Raw genomic sequence first — 19689 nt, forward strand, 5'->3', positions numbered from 1 at the left:
CTAAATACTTAAGTATAAATTTTCGGCTACATTTTTTGAAATCGTCATTGTTTTAGATTTGGTTTCAATGGTAAACGATTCATCAAAAGGTTCAAAGTCTATCACTTTAATAGTGTCACCTAGAGCCAATTTATTCTTGTTTAAATATTTTAAAAATGCCTTAGAAGAATCTTTGACACTTGTTAAAATACCTTGATTTCCAGGTTTAATATCTAAAATACTTTTGCTTTTTATTTTGGTATAATTTCCGTACTTGTCAGGAATTGGGTCGCCATGAGGGTCGTGCGTTGGATTGCCAAGAAAATCATCTAATTTATCAATTAGTTTTTCCGATTTAATATGCTCTAATTGTTCGGCTATTTCGTGAACTTCATGCCAAGAAAAATTTAGTTTTTCTACTAAAAAGGTTTCCCACAAACGATGCTTTCTAATCACAGCCTTAGCAGTTAAGCGACCCTCTTCAGTTAAACTAACACCTTGATACTTTATGTAATTAGCCAACTCTTTGTCGGCTAATTTTTTTATCATATCTGTAACTGAAGATGCCTTGGCATCTATTTGCTCTGCAATAGCGTTTGTGCTCACAGCTTCACCGTCTTGTTTACCTAAATGATAAATGGCTTTTAAATAGTTTTCCTCAGATAACGTCGTCATACTAAAATAATTTCTACAAATATACAATATTTACTTTAATTTAAATATATTTTTAGTCTTGTCTAAATATTAATTTATATTTGCATAAAAAATATCAAGATGAAGAAATTTTCAATACTTATTTTATTCCTATGTTCATTTCATTTAAGCAGTCAAACATTTTCTGTTTCAGGTAGTGTTAAAGGAAACAACAACACCTTAGCCTTTGCTAATATTTCAATAAAAGAAATTAACAAAGGCGCTGTGGCTGACGAGAATGGTCGTTTTAAAATTAAAAATATTCCAAATGGGTCTTATGTTATTGAGGCGTCATATACTGGATACGAACCTTATAGTAAGCAAATTGCTATAAATGGCGAAAATATTACCGTAGATTTCAACTTGATAGAAGATGTTCTCTTAGATGAAGTTGTTATTACAGGTACCCGAACGTTTAAGCGCAAAACAAATTCGCCAGTAATTGTAAATATTTTAAACAGTGAAACATTAAACAATGTGCAAGCTTGTAACCTATCTGATGGCTTAAAATTTCAACCAGGATTAAGGGTTGAAACCGATTGCCAGACCTGTAACTATACACAACTACGAATGAATGGTCTTGCAGGCGGTTATTCTCAAATTCTTATTAATGGTCGCCCAATTTTCAGTCCTCTCACAGGATTATATGGTTTAGAACAAATCCCTGTTAATATGATTGACCGTATTGAAACCATTCGTGGTGGTGGCTCTACACTATATGGTTCTAGTGCCATTGGTGGTGTGGTGAATATTATTACTAAAACACCTAAAGACAATAGTTTTGATGTTAACTATACCTATCAATCTATAAAAGGTGATGCCAACGACCATATAATAAATGGAAATGCGACTATAGTTTCAAAATCTAAAAAAAGTGGTATTTCATTATTCGTTAACAAACGTGAACGTGATACTTATGATGCTAATGACGATAATTTTTCAGAATTACCAGAGTTAAAAAACACTTCATTTGGAACTAATTTTTTCTTTCTGCCTTCTGAAAATCAGAAATTAGAAGTTAGCTTAAGTAGTTTACATGAATATAGATATGGTGGCGAAATGGTAGATAAAGCACCTCATTTAGCTTTGCAGTCTGAAGAACGCACACACAACGTGCTCATGGGAAGCTTGGATTATCAAATAAATTTTAATAACGATAACAGCTCTATTATTACTTATTTAGCAGGGCAACAAACAGATAGAGATCACTACACAGGCATATTTCCAGATGAACAAATTGATATAGAAAATCATCTTAGCAACCCACCTTATGGCGCCTCAAAAACGTTGACTTTTCAAGGTGGTGCACAGCTAAATCATCGATTTAATAACTTTTTAAAAGGGAGCAACGTATTTACTTTTGGAAGTGAATATGTTATGGACGATGTATTTGATGAAATTAATACTTACAACTACAAAATAGATCAAACCACAAAAACGTTTGCTACTTTCCTCCAAAGTGACTGGGAGATTACACCTAAGTTAAACTTGCTTTCAGGTGTTCGAGCAGACAAACATAATTTAGTGGATAAGGTTATATTTAGCCCACGCTTTTCGTTGCTTTATAAACCAGAAAGCAATGTGCAGTTTAGAACCACTTGGAGTACAGGTTTTAGAGCACCTCAAGCATTTGACACCGATTTGCATATCGCTTTTGCGGGCGGTGGAATTTCTAGAATTTCCTTGGGTGATGATTTAAAAGAAGAACGTTCTAACAGTTTTAGTGCTTCTATTAATTACGACAAGCCAACCGAACATTATATTTTCGGATTTACTTTAGAAGGTTTTTATACACATTTAAAAGATGCTTTTTATTTAACACCTTTAGGCGAAGATGCATTTGGCGAACGCTTTGAAAAACAAAATGGTGATGGTGCTACAGTAAAAGGATTAACTTTTGAAGTTAGAGCCAATTATAATAAAAAAGTGCAATTAGAAGCTGGTTTTAACATTCAATCAAGCAAGTTTGATTCAGCAGTTGAAAACATAGAAGGCTTACCTGCGTTACGAGATTTTTTACGAACACCTAATGAATATGGTTTTGCGATGCTGAGTTTTACGCCTAACCAAAAGTTTAGTACAACTTTAAATTATGTATATACTGGAACCATGAAAATTGCGCACTTTGCTGGAGCCCCAGAACAAACTACTGATGCCTATACTACCTCTAAAGCTTTTTCAGAATTAGGAATTAAATCTAGTTATAGTTTCGATTTGAAAAATCTTGATACTGGATTAGAAGTTTTTGGTGGTATTAAAAACATATTTAATGCTTATCAAAGTGATTTTGATAGTGGCAAAAATCGAGATAGTAATTATGTTTATGGTTCTGGAAGCCCTAGAACTGTTTTTGTGGGGCTGAGGATTAAATCGCTTTAAAAACCTTCTTTTCTAACTGCTCGTTCTTAGTTTTAATTCTCAAAATAACGTTCAATAATGCAGTTGGTCTAAAATAAGTGACTTAATTGAAAGTTTTCATTTTATTGCAGACTATAATACCCTAAATTTATTTGTATGGAACTATTAGAATATTTAACCGGAAAAGGCGGTTTGATGTTACTTGGCTTAATAGTAATTGTTGCTTTTGTCTATAGAAAATATAAGGAAAAACGCTATTTCAAATATATTGATAAACGAATTCAAGAAAAAAAAGAGAATACGCTTTAAATTAAAACCCTCTTTCCTTTTGTAACTGCTCATAAGCTTCTTGAACTTGTCTGAACTTTGCTTCAGCACCAACTTGATGTTCTTTACCTAAATGAATCACGCGATCAGGATGGTATTTTTTAGCCATTTTTCGGTATGCTTTCTTGATATCATCAACAGAAGCAGACTTTTCAATTTCAAGGATTTTATATGCATTTTCGGTACTGTTAAAGAACATGGCTTTAATACTCTCAAAATCTTTTGAGCTAATGCCTAAATAACCAGAAATAGTATAAATCTGCCTAATTTCACTTTCAGTAACATGTTCATCAGCTTTAGCTATTCCAAATAAAAAATGAAGCAATTGTAAACGTGATGGGTGATCCATCATCTGCCTTATTTGATTACAAACCTGTCGTGTAGAAATGTTCTGCTTACCAATATTCTTAAAAAGCTTAAATGCATAGTTAGCACGCTCCCTACCATACATACTTGTAAATTGTTGACGTACAAAATCCAGTTCGCGTTGATCTTGATAATCATCAGATTTTATAACAATAGAAGCCAATACCAATAAACTTACTTCAAAGTCTCCTGGTTGTGTTTGTGGTCGTTGTCTTGGTCTGTTTTTATGCCTTCTATGACGTCGCCCTGCTTGTCGATCGCCTAATAATGGACTTCCTTTTCCGTTTGCCATAGAATCTACAATGCTTCCTAAAGCCAACCCAATTATAGCGCCTATTGGACCTCCAAACGACCAACCTATCGATGCTCCAATCCACTTTGAAAAACTCATGTAAGTAATAGATTTTAATTATAAGTAAATATACTATTTGTTAGTAGATTGCATGAAGAATTTGTTACACAATTGGTATCTTTGTGCTTTAAATTAATAATTCTTAAAATTAAAAATATGTATCCACCAGAATTAGTAAAACCAATGCGTGAAGACCTAACAAACGTAGGTTTTGAAGAATTACATACAGTTGAAGCAGTTGAAACTGCCATGGCAAAAGAAGGTACAACATTAGTAGTTGTGAATTCGGTTTGTGGTTGTGCTGCTGCTAACGCACGTCCAGGAGCTAGACAAAGTTTACAAAATGCAAAACGCCCTGATCATTTAGTAACGGTTTTTGCAGGTGTTGATAGAGAGGCAACTGATAAGGCTCGTGAATTTATGATTCCGTTTCCTCCAAGTTCACCTTGTATGGCACTGTTTAAAGATGGAGAATTAGTTCATATGTTAGAGCGTCATCATATTGAAGGCCGTCCAGCTGAAATGATTGCGGACAACTTAGTTGATGCGTACAACACACACTGTTAATTACTGTCATTACGAGGAACGAAGTGACGTGGTAATCTTTTTGATTAAAACTCCATTCATGAGATTGCTTCACTATGTTCGCATTGACAAATAAAAAATTAAACCACGAAATTCTCGTGGTTTTTTTGTGTTTCTACGCAACCTTTAAAAAATTAATGCGTCTTAAAATAAACGATTGATATGAAAAGTTTAAAACTAATTTTTATGTTTTTATCTTTTTCTTTCTTTTTTGTAGCTACGCAATGTGGTGAAGACAAGCTTGCTTTAACTTATGAAGAAGAAAGAGCTGAACTAGATAAATATAAAGAAAAAATAGAAGATTTAGCAGCAACGTCTGTTTGCAACGAAAATACCGAATGCTTATTCGTTGGTTTTGGAAGTAAGCCTTGTGGCGGACCTTGGACCTATTTAATATACACAAATTCAATAAATGACACCCAATTACTGCTTTGGGTAAACGATTATAATCAATTAGAACAAAAACTTAACGAAAAGTGGGGAATTATTTCAGATTGTTCTATTGCTTCTCCTCCAGTTGGGTTTGAATGTCTTGATAACACATGTAATCCAATTTTTTAAAGGTATTTTCTTTTGTTTTTCCTACTTTTGAATGCCTTTTTAGCATTAAAAAATGATTAAACTTCTAGCATATCCTTTAACGCTTATCTATGCGTTTTTCTTTTTTCTAACACTCATTGTTTTTCATCCTATACAATGGTTCGCTTATAATGTTCTGGGTTACCAAGCGCATAAACGAGTCGTGATTTGTTTACAGTTTTGGTTAATGCGTTGCTTAAATATTTTAGGAACTCGTTTCTCATTCAGCAATCCTTATAAAATAGATGCAAATCAACCTTTAATTATCGTGGCTAATCACCAAAGTATGTATGATATTTCACCTTTAATGTGGTACATGCGAAAACATCATCCAAAGTTTATAAGTAAAAAGGAATTAGGAAAAGGTATTCCAAGTGTATCCTATAATTTGCGTCATGGAGGTTCTGTGCTAATTGATAGAAAAAAGCCTATTGAGTCCATAAAAGCGATTGAAGACTTTGCAAAACGCGTAGAAAAAAACAATTGGGCTGCTGTTATTTTTCCTGAAGGCACGCGAAGCAGAACAGGTAAACCAAAACCTTTTAAAATAAAAGGGTTAATTACGTTAATGAATCATATGCCAAATGCTTTGGTTGTTCCTGTTTCAATTAATAATTCATGGAAAACATTACGTTATGGTAAATTTCCTATGGGATTAGGAGCACATATAAAATTTAAAGTACATCAACCTATTTCAGTAAATTCTGAAGAGTCTATTGTATTAGCAAAACAAGTTGAACAAACCATTATAAATGACATTGATTATGACGAATAACAACCTCATTGAAGCCACAAAAAATTATGTGAGAGCCACTTTAAAAGATGCTGAAGGTGGTCATGATTGGTTTCACACATTAAGAGTGTTTAATAATTCCTTACTTATCTCTAAAGGAGAAAATGTCAATTCATTAGTTGTAGCATTAGGCGCTTTATTGCATGATATTGCCGATAGTAAATTTCATGATGGTGATGATACTATTGGTCCAAAAATGGCTAGAGAGTTTTTGTTTAAATACAATGTTGATAGTTTGGTTATTGAGCATGTCATTAACATTATTGAAAACATTTCATTCAATAAATCTTTAGAGAAATGTGAAAAATTCACCTCACCAGAGTTAGACGTTGTTCAAGATGCTGACAGGTTAGATGCCATTGGAGCTATTGGTATTGCACGTTGTTTTAATTATGGAGGTTTTAAAAACCGAAAGCTATTTGACCCTTCAATTAAACCAAACATGAATATGACTAAGGAGGAATATAAAAAGTCAACTGCTCCAACCATTAATCATTTTTATGAAAAATTATTGTTGCTTTCCGATAAAATGAATACTAAAACTGGAAAGCGAATTGCCAAACAACGTCATCAATTTATGGAACTATACTTAGACCAATTTTATGCAGAATGGGATGGAAAAAAATAGTACTAGTTCAATCCCATTTTAAACGATTTAGGAGAAGATTATAGGTATAAATGTGATGATTTGATTTAATTGTTAAATTAATTTTAGAGTTACAACCATATAATAATAACAAGTTCTAAAAAAGGGAAAGTTATAGACAAATTATCTGAGAGTATTATAATACTCTACTACCTTGATGAGGTCCTTTTTGTTTTTAATATTTAGTTTGTTTGTTTTAACAAAAGATTTTACCTCTAATAAGTTATTTGAAAAAATACTTAATATGTCTTTTTTATTTTTGGGCATTTCTAAAGCAATATTATTTTCTTTACTGTAAAATAATTTATCTTTTATTCTTTTTAGTCTCGGCGCTTCGTATTCTTTATATCCAGTTTTTGGTTTTGTTTCTTCTACAAAAATTATTTTTTCTTGAAGAAGTAAAACTATCCTCAATCCGTCTTGTAATACTTTTAAAAAAACTAAATTATTATTATTTTTAACTTCAAAAGAAAACACTTTATAAGTAAAATTAGTTTCTTTAAAAGTTATTGATAATCCAATTTTTTTAGGAATAAAATATATTTTATCTCTTATAATTTCCATCTGATCTTGAAAGGCATTATATTTTAAAAACACAGGTTTGTCATAGTTTTCTATATTAGCTAGTAAAAATTCATTTTGAATATAGCTAGTCCCTTCCAATACTTCATCACGCAAATCAAAAGTATCAAAAGTAGTTATATCAGTAGCTCTTGTCTCATATTTAACAGGTTGAGCATAAATAGTTGTTTTAAACAAAATTGTAAACGATAGAAGTAATAAGTTTTTCATAATATGCTTATTTTCATTTTGTTAACAAATATATTAAATATTTATTAACAATTAAACAGCTTCATCTGTCCAAATTTATATTGTTCATGAAGTTCTGTGCTTAATCTTGGCATTCGCTTTCCTTTAAAATACTTATGTCTCGCTAAATTCACCAAATCATTTATTTGTTTTGCTATTTGTCCTTCACCACGCATTCTAACACCAAAGCGACTTTCGTTTAAAGTACCTCCATGGCAGCTTTCAATTTGGTGAAGCACCTTCTCTGCTTTATCAGGCAATGTTTTATGAATCCAATCGGTAAAAATTTCGCCGATAGCACCATTAAGTCTAACGATAGTATGTGCTATTGATAAAGCTCCAGCTTCAGACACAGCTTTGGCTAAAGGTAAAATTTCATGACTGTTTATAGATGGAATTATGGGTGCCAACATGACGTTTACAGGAATTCCATTTTCTGAAAGTATTTTTACAGTTTCCAATCGTTTTTTAGTGGTTGCTGTTCTAGGTTCTAAAATACGTCGTGTCTCTTCAGATAATGAAGTGATAGACATATTGACTCCAACCAGATTGTCTTTTGCTAGTGATTTCAAAATGTTTAAATCACGTAGAATCAAGGCGTTTTTTGTAATAATACCAACAGGATGTTTGTATTTTAAAAAGACTTCCAGACATTGCCTAGTAATTTCAAATTGCTTTTCTGCAGGTTGGTAACAATCGGTGTTTCCTGACAACACAATGGTTTGTGCTTTCCAACTTTTCTTCTTAAGTAATTCTTCTAATAATTTTGGTGCGTCTTTCTTAACCAAAATACGTCTTTCAAAATCTAACCCTGCACTAAAACCCCAAAACTCATGACTGTTTCGTGCATAACAATACACACATCCATGTTCGCAGCCTTGATAAGGGTTCATGGAATACATCATACCAACATCAGGACTTGTGACTTTATTCACGATGGTTTTTGGAAAAACAGGCAGATAAAGGGTTTTATTTTTATCTGGTTGCTCACCTTCTTTACGGCAAAATTCTAGAAAATCGTCACGTTGTTCATGGCTTAATTCGAAGAAACGATTAGGTACATTTAGTTGTGCACCACGTCCCTTTAAGGTGGTTGACTTGGAGTTCATAATAATTAAAATAAAGTGTGAATACTAAGTAAGTAGCACTCTAAATTAATCAATATAATAATTGAAAACTGTTAAAATAATTTTGGATTATTAACAACCTGAAAATTTCTGTTTTTCTACACCTATTTTCCAGGAAAATCAGCTTTTCTCTTCTCTAAAAAAGCCGTGGTCCCTTCTTTAAAATCTTCTGTTCCAAAGCATTTTCCAAATTCATCTATCTCGGCTTGATATCCATCTATGCCATCTGTAAAGCCTGCATTTATAGCTTTAATTCCTGCACTAATGGCTACAGATGAATTACGCATAATTTTTGAGGTCAAACTTTCGCAAAATGACAATAATTCGTCTTGAGTTTTTACATGATTTACTAATCCATAACTTAGCGCTTGGTTTGAATCAATCATACCAGCAGTCATAATCATTTCCATAGCGCGTCCTTTTCCAACTAATTGTGGTAAACGCTGTGTACCACCATAACCCGGAATAACACCTAATGACACTTCAGGCAATCCCATTTTAGCATTGGTACTTGCTACCCTAAAATGACAAGCCATAGCAAGTTCTAATCCTCCTCCAAGAGCAAACCCATTAACAGCAGCAATAATAGGTTTATTAAAATTTTCGATAAAATCGAATAATTGTTTTTGACCTTGAGCTGCTAAATTACTTCCTTCTTCAACACTATAATCGGCAAATTCGCTGATATCAGCTCCAGCAACAAATGCTTTTTCACCACTTCCAGTAATTATGATTACTTTAGATTTTGGATCGTCTTTAATACTCTTTAAAGCCTCATGGAGTTCATTAATTGTAACTCGATTAAGAGCGTTTAATTTGCTGGGTCTATTGATCGTTATGGTAGCTATGCTGTTGTTTGTATTAACTAATATATTTTTAAAAGTCATTTCGATTTTTATTTTGGAAAGCTCACTTTAAAAGTGGTGCCTTTGTTTTCTGTTGATGCAAAAGTAATGTTTCCGTTATAAGTTTCAATAATGTTTTTTATCATTGCTAAGCCTAGTCCCATTCCGCTACTTTTTGTAGTAAATTTAGGCTCGAAAATTTTAGATTTATTTTCATCACTAACACCATTTCCATTATCTTCAACAGTTAAAATGACGTTATTTTCTTCTGAAAATACTTTAACGATAATTTTTGGTGTTTTGGTATTTGGAATTGCTTGAATAGCATTTTTTACAAGATTTGTAACCACTCTAATAAGCTGTGTTCTATCAAAAGTTGCAATAATCTCACTACTTTCAGGAATAAAAGTAATATAGTTTTCAGCAAAAATATCTAATGCTAATTCTACAACCTTTACTACATTTAATTGCTCGCTTTTTTGAGCAGGCATTTTCGCAAAATTGGAAAATGCAGAAGCAATGGAACTCATAGTGTCTATTTGCTGAATAAGTGTTTTACTATACTCTTCTACTTTTTGACTAATATTAGGGTCTTTTGGATCAAATTTTCGCTGAAAACTTTGAACACTTAATCGCATAGGTGTTAATGGGTTTTTAATTTCATGAGCTACCTGTTTTGCCATTTCACGCCATGCTTGTTCACGTTCGCTAGTGGCCAATTTTACTGCACTTTCTTCGAGTTCATCAATCATGCTATTGTAAGATTTAACAAGAGCAGACACTTCAACACTTGCGCCTTTTATTTCAATTTTTTTGTTACGCTTTTCTAATCTTGTTTCATTCATTTTATCACTTATAGTTTTAAGTGAACGTGTTATGTATTGGGATACAAAATAAGCGAATGAAATAGCGACTAAAATCATAAAGAAATAGGCATAGCCTAAACGTACTAAAAACTCTTTAAGTTCATCTTCGTTAAACGAATCATCCTCAAAGTAAGGCACATGTAAAATCCCTAAAGGATTTGCGTTATAATCAGAAAAAAGGATGTAAGATGATTGATAATCGCCACCTATAACTTCGTTTTTTTCTAAATAACGTTTGTTAACACTCAAGCTTAATTCATTCAATATTTCAGGTGATAAGCATCTTGAAATAGAGTCGTTTTCAATACTTGGGACTGAACTTTTTACTAAGACACCTTCTAGGTCGTAAATATTAAAATCTACATTTAAGTTATTGGCAATTTCATAGATTTTATCTTTAAAAATTAAGCTCAATCTTTCGGGTGTGCGTTCATAAGTTGTTTCCCTTAACACATAGTCCATACTTGATAAAATCTGCCTTTCTTTTCGCTCTAATCGTTGTTTGTGGTAATCTTTTCCTTGTTCATTGTATTGAAAAAGTGTTACAGCTGCTATTAAAATAGAAGCCACTACAACCAGCAAAATCATATAGAGAAAAATACGCGAACGTAAGGAAAGTCTTTTAGCTGCCATTCAATAAATTTATGCAAATTATAACAATAATCAAGCCATATTAGGCCTTAGGTTTTTTTTCTCTTATGTGTTTATACCATTTAATTCCCAACATTAGCAATATTGCTAAAGCTACAATTCCAACAACCCCAAAAACCCAATTAAGACTATCTTTAAGTATTACTAAAAATACCACCGAAAAAAGAATGATGGTTGAGCCTTCGTTCCAAATTCTCATAAATTTAGAGGTGTAACGTACCTCATCTTTTTGCAGTTGCTTAAAAATTTGATGTGTTTTAAAGTGATATAAAAACAGTAGTGCCACAAATACTAGTTTTACCAGCATCCACGACTGGTTTAACCATGTTGGAATTAAAATTAATAGCCAAACAGCAAATACCGTAGCTAAAATAGCTGATGGCCACGTAATAATAAACCACAGTCGTTTAGCCATAAGCTTTAACTGTTCCCCTAAAATTTCTTTATTAGGTGATGGTTTGTAAAATGCCTCTATTTGGTAAACAAATAATCTTGGTATGTAAAAAAGCCCTGCAAACCATGTAATTACAAAAATGAGATGCAGAGCTTTTATATAGTTATATAGTTCCATTAATCTTCAACAAAAAGATAGTTCAGTTTTTTAGCATTAAACACATCGTTAAACGCTTTTATTTCCTTATCGACTAAATCGTTAAACTTTACTAATTGAGCATTAATTTTTTGAGTCAACTCATTTTTAACAGCAACAGCTTGATCTGTTGGAGCAAAATCGCCTCTACCAACTAAAGAGTTTAAATATGCTAACTTGTTGTTTAATCTAATTGGGAAGTTTAATGGGTCTTGCCCACTTCTATTTTTAGTTTGATACAATGCTTTTTCTATTTCAGAGAATTGCTCTTTTAACGTTTTAGCCTTTTCTACTAGGTCTTTAACGTTTTCATCTTCTTTGTACTGAGACATAAAAGCATCTAGTTTACCATTGATTTTTCTTATTTTTTTAATCGACTTATGTGTATTATCAAGGGTTTTATTTACATCCTTAATAAACGTAAATTGCTTTTTCATATCATCTAAAGTGCTTTCTGCTCTTGGGTCTGCCAAAATGGTAAATGGCTGATTTTGTACTTCACCATTAACATTTAAGCTCACCTTATAATTTCCTGGAATAGCTCTTGGACCCCTTAAACTCCCAGCCCATAAAATCATTCCTGGAAAACGGTCGGCTCCATCATAAACCATGTTCCAAATAAATTGATTGGTACCTTTTTCAACAGATAATTTGTTCTCTTTGGACTTATTACTAAAGGTTTTAATCGTATCGCCTTTGGTGTCAAAATACGTTAGAGACACCTCTTCTTTTTCGTCATACTTATTCAAATTAAAATATGTAATTACACCACTTGGAAGGTTAGTTCCTGCTGTTCTACTGCCTTTAAAACTGCTTCCTCCCATTCGGTAAGTGTCCTTTGGTTTGAATAAAATATTGGCAGATTTATCGGCATTGTATAATTGATGAATAATCGTTAAATCATCAATCATCCACAAACTTCTACCTTGCGTTGCCACTATTAAACTATTGTCTTTAATCGTTAGGTCTGTAATAGGAACTATTGGTAAGTTTAATTGGAATGGCTTCCAGTTTTTTCCATCGTTAAATGAAATATACATCCCTGTTTCTGTGCCTGCATACAACAACCCTTTTTGTTTTGGATCTTCACGAACTACTCTTGTAAAATGCTCTTCGGCTATACCACTAGTTATTTTTGTCCAAGTTTTTCCATAATTAGTAGTTTTATATAAATATGGTGCAAAATCTCCAGTTTTGTATTTAGTACCTGCAATGTAGCATGTTCCTGGGTCATAGGCACTTGGTTCAACGCTATTAATCATCATCCATTCTGGCATCCCTTTCGGTGTTACGTTGTCCCAGGTTTTTCCACCATCTTTGGTAACATGTACTAAGCCATCATCACTTCCAACCCATAGCAAACCTTCTTGTAACGGAGATTCTTGAGCAGCAAAAATGGTGCAATAGTATTCTACAGCAGTGTTATCTTGCGTAATTGGACCCCCTGAAGATTTTTGCTTTTCAGGATCATTACGCGTTAGGTCTGGACTAATAATCTCCCACGATTGCCCTTCGTTTTCAGAAACATGCACATTTTGAGAGAACGTATATAGTTTGTCTGGATTATGCTTTGAAAAAATTATTGGAAAATTCCATTGGAAACGGTATTTCATACCCTCTGCTCCATGACCCATTGGGTTATCTGGCCAAACATTTATAGCTCTTGATGTGCCTCGTTCGTGATTGACTCTTGTTAGATATCCACCGTAACTTCCTCCATATACGATATCGTCATTTTCTGGATCAACTGCTATATGAGCCGATTCTCCTCCAGCTGTGCTTTCCCAGTCGTCTTCTGTGATAGAACGACCATCGGTTCTATGCTGAATTCTAACTGTAGAATTATCTTGTTGCGCTGCATAAATTCTATAAGGAAAATGATTGTCCGTAGTCACTCTATAAAATTGTGCTGTTGGTTGGTTGTGATAGGTACTCCAAGTTTCACCTCCATCAAAAGTTACTTGAGCACCTCCATCATCTCCAATAATCATTCTATTTGGATCTTCTGGTGCAATCCATAAATCGTGATGATCACCATGTGGCGCACCATGTCTGCTAAATGTTTTTCCGCCATCAACACTTTTATGATAACTAACATTTAAAACATAGACTTTATCTACATCTTTAGTATCTGCATAAATACGTGTATAATACCATGCTCTTTGACGTAGGTTTCTGTCGCTATTAATATAATTCCAGGTTTCTCCTCCATCTTCACTTCTGTACAATCCTCCTTTGTCTTTATTTTCAACAATAGCCCAAACACGCTGATTATTTACAGGAGATACGGTTACTCCAATAATTCCTAGGGTGTCTGTTGGGAATCCTTTGTTTTTAGAAATTTCTGTCCAAGTTTCTCCACTATCAGTACTTTTCCAAAGTGCAGAACCGTCGCCACCAGAGTTTAAACTGTAAGGTGTTCTATTAATACGCCATGTGGATGCATAAATAATTCTAGGGTTTGATGGGTCTATTTGTAAATCGACTACACCAGCATGTTCATTTGAAAATAAAGTTTTACGCCATGTTTTTCCTCCGTCAGTACTTTTATAAACACCGCGTTCTTGAGTCGGCTTATATAGATTACCCATAACTCCTGCATAAACAATATCAGAATTTGTTGGATGTACTGCAATTCTAGGTATATGTCTTGATTTTTCTAACCCTAAAGATGTCCATGTTTTTCCAGCGTCAACGCTTTTCCACATACCATATCCTGATGACACATTTCCTCTTACTGTTTTTTCTCCACCACCTACATAAATTACATTAGGGTCGCTTTTAGATACTGTAATAGCTCCCATACTTCCTCCAAAGTAACCGTCAGATATGTTTTCCCATGTTCTACCTCCATCTAAAGTTTTCCATACACCTCCTCCAGTTGCTCCAAAATAATATAGATTTGGCTGATTAGGCACACCTGTAACAGCAGCACTTCTACCTCCTCTAAAAGGCCCTATAAGTCTGTATTCAAGGGCGTCATACTGATTTTCGTTAATGTTTTGTGCTTGTGTTGGGGAATAATTAAACAACAGCAATATTACTGCTAAAAAAAGCGTTGATGATCTCATTTTTTTATTGGTTTGGTTATTGGAAATAAATGTAAGAATAAAAATTATTCTTTTTAAGTAAGATTAGTTTTTAACAGTTAATTTATCCAATTATTAATCCAATTTGAAAGCAAATCAACAAATTCCTCATCATCATTTAAACAAGGTATTGTTGTAAAATCTTTACCACCAACTTCATGAAATATTTCTTGACCTTCCATAGCAATTTCTTCTAAGGTTTCTAAACAGTCGCTTACAAAAGCTGGTGTTACTATTGCCATATTCTTTATTCCTTCTTTTCCTAGTCGCTCAATAGTTCTGTCGGTATATGGCTGTAACCAAGGATCAAAACCCAGTCTTGATTGAAACGAAGAAGAATAAGAGTTGTCTTCAAGCTGGAGGTGTTTTGCTACTAATCGTGTGACCTCTAGACATTGATGTCTATAACAAAACTCATGTGCTTTTGATGGGGTTATACAACAGCTTCCGTCAATTTTACAATGCGATTTGGTGATATCGCGTTTCTTAATATGCCTTTCTGGGACGCCATGATAAGAGAACAGTAGATGGTCGTAATCTTTCCCTTCAAGGTGTTTTTTAATACTGTTTGAAAGCACTTTTATATAATCTGGTTTATTGTAGAATGCTTTAACAGAGTCTAATTTAACTTGAGGAAAATATTGTTTTTGAATTTCTTCGGCTAATACTAAAATAGTTTCGGTGGTTGCCATGGCAAACTGTGGATATAATGGAAAAAGTAAAATTTCACTCACACCTTTATCAACCAACTCCTGCATACTTTTTTTAATGGTCATACTACCATATCGCATAGCCAAAGCAACAGGGGTTTCAACCTGTTTTTGAATTTTTTCTTGTAACCTTTTAGAAATTACAATAAGCGGCGAGCCTTCTTCCCACCATATTTTTTTATAGGCTGCGGCTGACGCTTTTGGTCGTGTATTTAAAATTATGCCTTTTACTAACAAGTTTCTTGCCCAAAGCGGAACGTCTATAACACGCTCGTCCATTAAAAATTCCCCTAAATACTTCTTTACATCTTTAGGCTCAGGACTATCTGGCGACCCAAGATTTACTAATAATATTCCTTTCATATGTTTATGATGATAATGACATCAAATATTTTTTTGGTGTTGTTCCATACTTCTTTTTAAATGCGGCAATAAAATGACTAGCTGTACTATAGCCTACTTTTAAACCAACTTCATTTACATTATGATTGCCTGTTTCTAATAGTTTACGTGCTACTTCCATTTTATAGTCAAACAAAAAACTAAATACTGAATCACCATAAATTTGCTTAAAACCTTCTTTTAACTTTTTTAAGCTTAATTCAATTTCATCAGCTAACTCTTGTAAGGTTGGTGGCTCAGCCATTCTAGATACAATAATATCTTTGGCCTTTCTAATTTTTATAACATTAGATTCATCCACTAGAAAAGGGCATTGCTCAACGTTAGCGTCTTCACTTCTGTTAAAGTACAAGCTTAATAACTCATAAGCCTTACCTTTAAAATATATGCTCTTGATTGATTGATTTAAATTATAATTAACCAACTGATTTAACACAATTGCTAAAGAAGGTGATATTTTTCCGTCCTTATAGTATTTTTTGTCTTTATTCTCATTATTTAAAAAAGAAATGTAATTGGCTTCTTCTGAAAATAAGCCGTGAAATTTCTTGATTGAGATTAAAATAGAAACCAATGAAGAATTTGGTTCTATATCTAAATGAATGGGTAAACTACGTTGCGGATTATATAAAAGCAAAGAGGTTTGCTCATGAATATTTAAAGTATAATTTCCATTGTTAAATTGAAAATCAGCTTTACCCTTAACACAAAAATGAAACTGAATAAAGCTTGTATCTATTTCACGCTCAACAGTTTCAATTTTATTATTCTCATTTTGGTAAATTAAAACAAAAAAACCGTCTTCTATTTTTGTTTCAACAAAAGTACTTTTAGCGACATTTTTTTTAGTATGTTTTTCTTTCATTTATCTTTCTTATTTAGAATTATTCTAAACAAACCAACATAAAGTCGCTGGTATGACTGCAAAAATATGATAAAAATCATATTATAATAAAAATCGAGTATAAAAAACCATTAACGACACTTTATGTTCTTTTAGCGTTATTTTTTTAATCATAAGCGTTCTATTTTTGCTCTGTACTAATCCTAGTCAGGTTCATGGAGCAATACAATATTTCAAAAAGTAACACTTTTTACGCTATAGGTTTAAGCTATAAAAAGGCTGACGCCAAAATTCGTGGTCATTTTAGTCTTGATGAGAATGGAACGCAAAGACTAATTCAACAAGCTAAACTTGAGGGCATTGAAAGCTTAATAGTTACCTCAACTTGTAACAGAACAGAAATTTATGGATTTGCTCAGCATCCATATCAACTAATAAAATTACTATGTGATAACACTAAAGGCACAGTAGAAGAGTTTCAGGAAGTGGCTTATGTTTATAAAAATAGAGAAGCAATCTCGCATATGTTTCGTGTTGGCTCTGGTTTAGATAGTCAAATATTAGGGGATTTTGAAATTATTAGTCAACTTAAAAAAAGTGCTATACATTCTAAAAAAGAAGGCTTACTTAATGCCTTTTTAGAACGATTAGTTAATGCTGTTATTCAAGCAAGCAAGCGTATAAAAACCGAAACAAATATTTCATCAGGTGCAACCTCAGTATCTTTTGCTTCAGTTCAATATATTTTAAATGAAGTTGACAATGTTTCAGAAAAAAACATTTTACTTTTTGGGACTGGAAAAATAGGCCGAAATACGTGCGAAAATTTGGTAAAACACACCAAAAATGAGCACATAACTTTAATTAATAGAACCAAAACCAAAGCTGAAGCTATTGCTGGGAAATTTAACCTTATAGTAAAAGATTATTCTAATTTACAAGAAGAAATAAATAACTCAGACATTTTAATAGTTGCAACAGGAGCGCAACTACCAACCGTTAATAAAGCTATTCTAGAAAACAAAAAACCTTTGTTAATTTTAGATTTATCAATCCCTAAAAATGTTGATGGTAATGTTACTGACATAGATAATGTGACTTTAGTGCATCTTGATGATTTATCTAAAATAACTGACTCTACTTTAGAAAACAGAAAACTTGATATCCCAAAGGCTGAGCAAATCATTGAAGATGTAAAAACTGAATTTAACCAATGGTTAGAAACACGTAAATTTGCACCAACCATTAAAGCGCTTAAAAACAAGCTAAACGATTTTAAGTTTGCAGAAATTGACTCCCAACGTAAAAAAATTGCTAATTTTGATGAAGCTCAAGCAGAAATTATTAGTAATAATATTATTCAAAAAATAACTAATCACTTCGCTCATCATTTAAAAGATGAAAATTGTACTACTGATGAAAGCTTAGAGCTTATAAAAAAAGTATTTCAATTAGAAGAACCTCTAAAACATGTCTAAAATAATTAGAATTGGTACACGCGATAGTCAACTAGCACTATGGCAAGCCAACGCTGTACAGCAAATGCTGGAAAAATTAGGTCATAAAACCAAAATAGTTCCAGTAAAATCTACAGGCGATTTAGTACAAAACAAACCGCTTTACGAACTCGGCATTACTGGAATTTTTACCCGAACGCTAGATATCGCCATGCTAAATCACGATATAGACATTGCTGTTCATTCCTTAAAAGATGTTCCAACCTTATTACCAAAAGGTATTGTACAAGCAGCAGTTTTAAAACGCGGTAATATTAAAGATCTTTTGGTTTATAAAAATAATGAAGAGTTCTTATCGCAACGAGATGCTATTATAGCTACAGGAAGTTTGCGTCGTCGTGCACAATGGCTTAACAGATATCCAACACATACGCTTACAGATTTAAGAGGTAATGTGAATACGCGTTTACAAAAACTTGAAGATAACACCAATTGGAACGCGGCCATTTTTGCTGCAGCAGGATTAGGAAGACTTGGTATAAAACCTGAAAATACCGTTAATTTAGATTGGATGATTCCTGCGCCAGCACAAGGCACTATTATGGTTACTGCTTTGGACGAAGACGAAGAAATAAAAGAGATCTGTAAAGACCTTAACCACGAAGAAACTGAAATATGCACAAGCATAGAACGAAAGTTTTTAAACCTATTAGAAGGTGGTTGTACGGCTCCTATTGGTGCATTAGCTTTTATTAAAGATGAAGAAGTTCATTTTAAAGGCATTTTGTTAAGTACAGATGGTAGTAAAAAAATTGAGGTAAATCGTGTTGAACGCTTAGATAAACATGATACCATCGCCCAATACTGTGCAGATTACATTATAGAGCGAGGTGGCAAAAGTTTAATGGATACCATTAAGCGCAGTTCAATACCAACTAACATTTATTCTACTAAAAGCTTAACAAAAGACCAAAACTTGTTGTTTAACGAAAAAGTGGTTGCCGAAAGCTCCGATTTTATTAAAATCAGTTTAAATAGAATCAAACCACAGGTAGTTCGTAATCCTATTGAAAACGTTATTATAACTAGTAAAAATAGTGTTGAAGCCTTGTTGCACAATTTTTCGGCTGTAGAATTACAATTCAAAAATATTTACTGTGTTGGTCGTCGTACTAAACGCCTTGTTGAAAAACGCATCGGATTAGTTAAACATACTGAAAAAAATGCTAAAGCCTTAGCCGAATATTTAGTAGAATATATTGATGGTACTGAAGTTACTTACTTTTGTAGCGATTTAAGATTGGATGATTTGCCAACTATTTTATCAGAAAACAATATTACTGTAAATGAAGTTGAAGCATATCAAACAAAATATGATGCCGAAAAGATTAAAGACTCTGTTGAAGGTGTCATGTTTTACAGTCCATCAACGGTTCAAAGTTATTTAAAAGAAAATGAACCTAATACCATTGCTTTTTGCATTGGAACAACCACTGCATCTGAAGCTAAAAAACACTTTAATGATGTGAGGGTTGCCAAAGTACCAACTGTAGAGAGTGTTATTGAGTTGGTTAATGAACATTTTATTTCTGCTTAAGCAGAAATCTTATTAATTAATTAG

General features: G+C 32.9%; 18 protein-coding genes. 8 read left to right on the top strand and 10 right to left on the bottom strand.

Features of this window, described 5'->3' with window-relative positions; genetic code table 11:
- Positions 1–654: a metal-dependent transcriptional regulator gene (locus E5167_RS10290; RefSeq protein WP_136843749.1), complete on the bottom strand. Its 654-nt coding sequence runs from the start codon at positions 652–654 to the stop codon at positions 1–3.
- Between the two features lie 99 nt (positions 655–753).
- Here E5167_RS10290 and E5167_RS10295 point away from each other — a divergent pair, with 99 nt between their 5' ends.
- Both E5167_RS10295 and E5167_RS15415 read left to right on the top strand, forming a co-directional pair.
- Positions 754–3051, top strand: coding sequence for a TonB-dependent receptor (locus E5167_RS10295; protein WP_136843752.1), 2298 nt, complete (start codon positions 754–756; stop codon positions 3049–3051).
- A gap of 135 nt (positions 3052–3186) precedes the next feature.
- Positions 3187–3339, top strand: coding sequence for a hypothetical protein (locus E5167_RS15415; RefSeq protein ID WP_169301415.1), 153 nt, complete (start codon positions 3187–3189; stop codon positions 3337–3339).
- A 1-nt stretch (position 3340) separates the two neighbouring features.
- Here the strand turns inward: E5167_RS15415 and E5167_RS10300 are convergent, their stop codons facing one another.
- A complete protein-coding gene (locus E5167_RS10300; RefSeq protein WP_136843754.1) occupies positions 3341–4114 on the bottom strand; it encodes a DnaJ domain-containing protein in 774 nt (257 codons plus the stop codon).
- 117 nt (positions 4115–4231) lie between these two features.
- On the opposite strand from E5167_RS10300, the gene E5167_RS10305 reads away from it, so the two are divergent.
- From E5167_RS10305 to E5167_RS10320, 4 genes are all read left to right on the top strand, one after another.
- Positions 4232–4642 carry a BrxA/BrxB family bacilliredoxin gene (locus E5167_RS10305; RefSeq protein ID WP_136843756.1) on the top strand — a complete coding sequence of 137 codons (411 nt, stop codon included), beginning with the start codon at positions 4232–4234 and terminating at the stop codon, positions 4640–4642.
- 180 nt (positions 4643–4822) lie between these two features.
- Positions 4823–5221 (top strand): hypothetical protein, encoded by a 399-nt coding sequence (locus E5167_RS10310; RefSeq protein ID WP_136843758.1) that lies wholly within the window; start codon positions 4823–4825, stop codon positions 5219–5221.
- Positions 5222–5273: 52 nt separating this feature from the next.
- The gene (locus tag E5167_RS10315; protein WP_136843760.1) at positions 5274–6014 is read left to right on the top strand and encodes a lysophospholipid acyltransferase family protein; all 741 of its coding nucleotides are present in this window, start codon (positions 5274–5276) and stop codon (positions 6012–6014) included.
- Positions 6004–6660: an HD domain-containing protein gene (locus tag E5167_RS10320; protein ID WP_136843762.1), complete on the top strand. Its 657-nt coding sequence runs from the start codon at positions 6004–6006 to the stop codon at positions 6658–6660. Before E5167_RS10315 ends, E5167_RS10320 begins: the two co-directional genes overlap by 11 nt.
- Before the next feature lie 141 nt (positions 6661–6801).
- Here the strand turns inward: E5167_RS10320 and E5167_RS10325 are convergent, their stop codons facing one another.
- The 8 genes from E5167_RS10325 to E5167_RS10360 form a co-directional block, all read right to left on the bottom strand.
- The gene (locus E5167_RS10325) at positions 6802–7470 is read right to left on the bottom strand and encodes a hypothetical protein (protein WP_136843764.1); all 669 of its coding nucleotides are present in this window, start codon (positions 7468–7470) and stop codon (positions 6802–6804) included.
- A gap of 44 nt (positions 7471–7514) precedes the next feature.
- On the bottom strand, positions 7515–8597 hold the full coding sequence (locus E5167_RS10330; RefSeq protein WP_136843766.1) for a PA0069 family radical SAM protein: 1083 nt from the start codon (positions 8595–8597) through the stop codon (positions 7515–7517).
- 122 nt (positions 8598–8719) lie between these two features.
- Positions 8720–9502 carry an enoyl-CoA hydratase/isomerase family protein gene (locus E5167_RS10335; RefSeq protein ID WP_136843768.1) on the bottom strand — a complete coding sequence of 261 codons (783 nt, stop codon included), beginning with the start codon at positions 9500–9502 and terminating at the stop codon, positions 8720–8722.
- A gap of 8 nt (positions 9503–9510) precedes the next feature.
- Positions 9511–10959: a sensor histidine kinase gene (locus tag E5167_RS10340; RefSeq protein ID WP_239021982.1), complete on the bottom strand. Its 1449-nt coding sequence runs from the start codon at positions 10957–10959 to the stop codon at positions 9511–9513.
- Between the two features lie 40 nt (positions 10960–10999).
- A complete protein-coding gene (locus E5167_RS10345; protein ID WP_136843769.1) occupies positions 11000–11548 on the bottom strand; it encodes a CopD family protein in 549 nt (182 codons plus the stop codon).
- Positions 11548–14637 (bottom strand): WD40/YVTN/BNR-like repeat-containing protein, encoded by a 3090-nt coding sequence (locus tag E5167_RS10350; protein ID WP_136843771.1) that lies wholly within the window; start codon positions 14635–14637, stop codon positions 11548–11550. The genes E5167_RS10345 and E5167_RS10350 overlap by 1 nt, the downstream gene beginning before the upstream one ends.
- 77 nt (positions 14638–14714) lie before the next feature.
- Positions 14715–15728, bottom strand: a complete 1014-nt coding sequence (hemH, locus tag E5167_RS10355; RefSeq protein WP_136843773.1) for a ferrochelatase — start codon at positions 15726–15728, stop codon at positions 14715–14717.
- Between the two features lie 4 nt (positions 15729–15732).
- Positions 15733–16632: a helix-turn-helix transcriptional regulator gene (locus E5167_RS10360; RefSeq protein WP_136843775.1), complete on the bottom strand. Its 900-nt coding sequence runs from the start codon at positions 16630–16632 to the stop codon at positions 15733–15735.
- Positions 16633–16826: 194 nt separating this feature from the next.
- Between E5167_RS10360 and hemA the strand changes: the two genes are divergently transcribed.
- Entirely contained in the window at positions 16827–18089 is a 1263-nt protein-coding gene (hemA, locus tag E5167_RS10365; RefSeq protein ID WP_136843777.1) for a glutamyl-tRNA reductase, read from the top strand.
- Positions 18082–19665 carry a hydroxymethylbilane synthase gene (gene hemC / locus E5167_RS10370; protein WP_136843779.1) on the top strand — a complete coding sequence of 528 codons (1584 nt, stop codon included), beginning with the start codon at positions 18082–18084 and terminating at the stop codon, positions 19663–19665. Before hemA ends, hemC begins: the two co-directional genes overlap by 8 nt.
- Positions 19666–19689: the final 24 nt, after the last annotated feature.

It is taken from the genome of Pontimicrobium aquaticum, assembly GCF_005047595.1.
In the GTDB taxonomy this organism is placed as follows: Bacteria; Bacteroidota; Bacteroidia; order Flavobacteriales; family Flavobacteriaceae; genus Pontimicrobium; species Pontimicrobium aquaticum.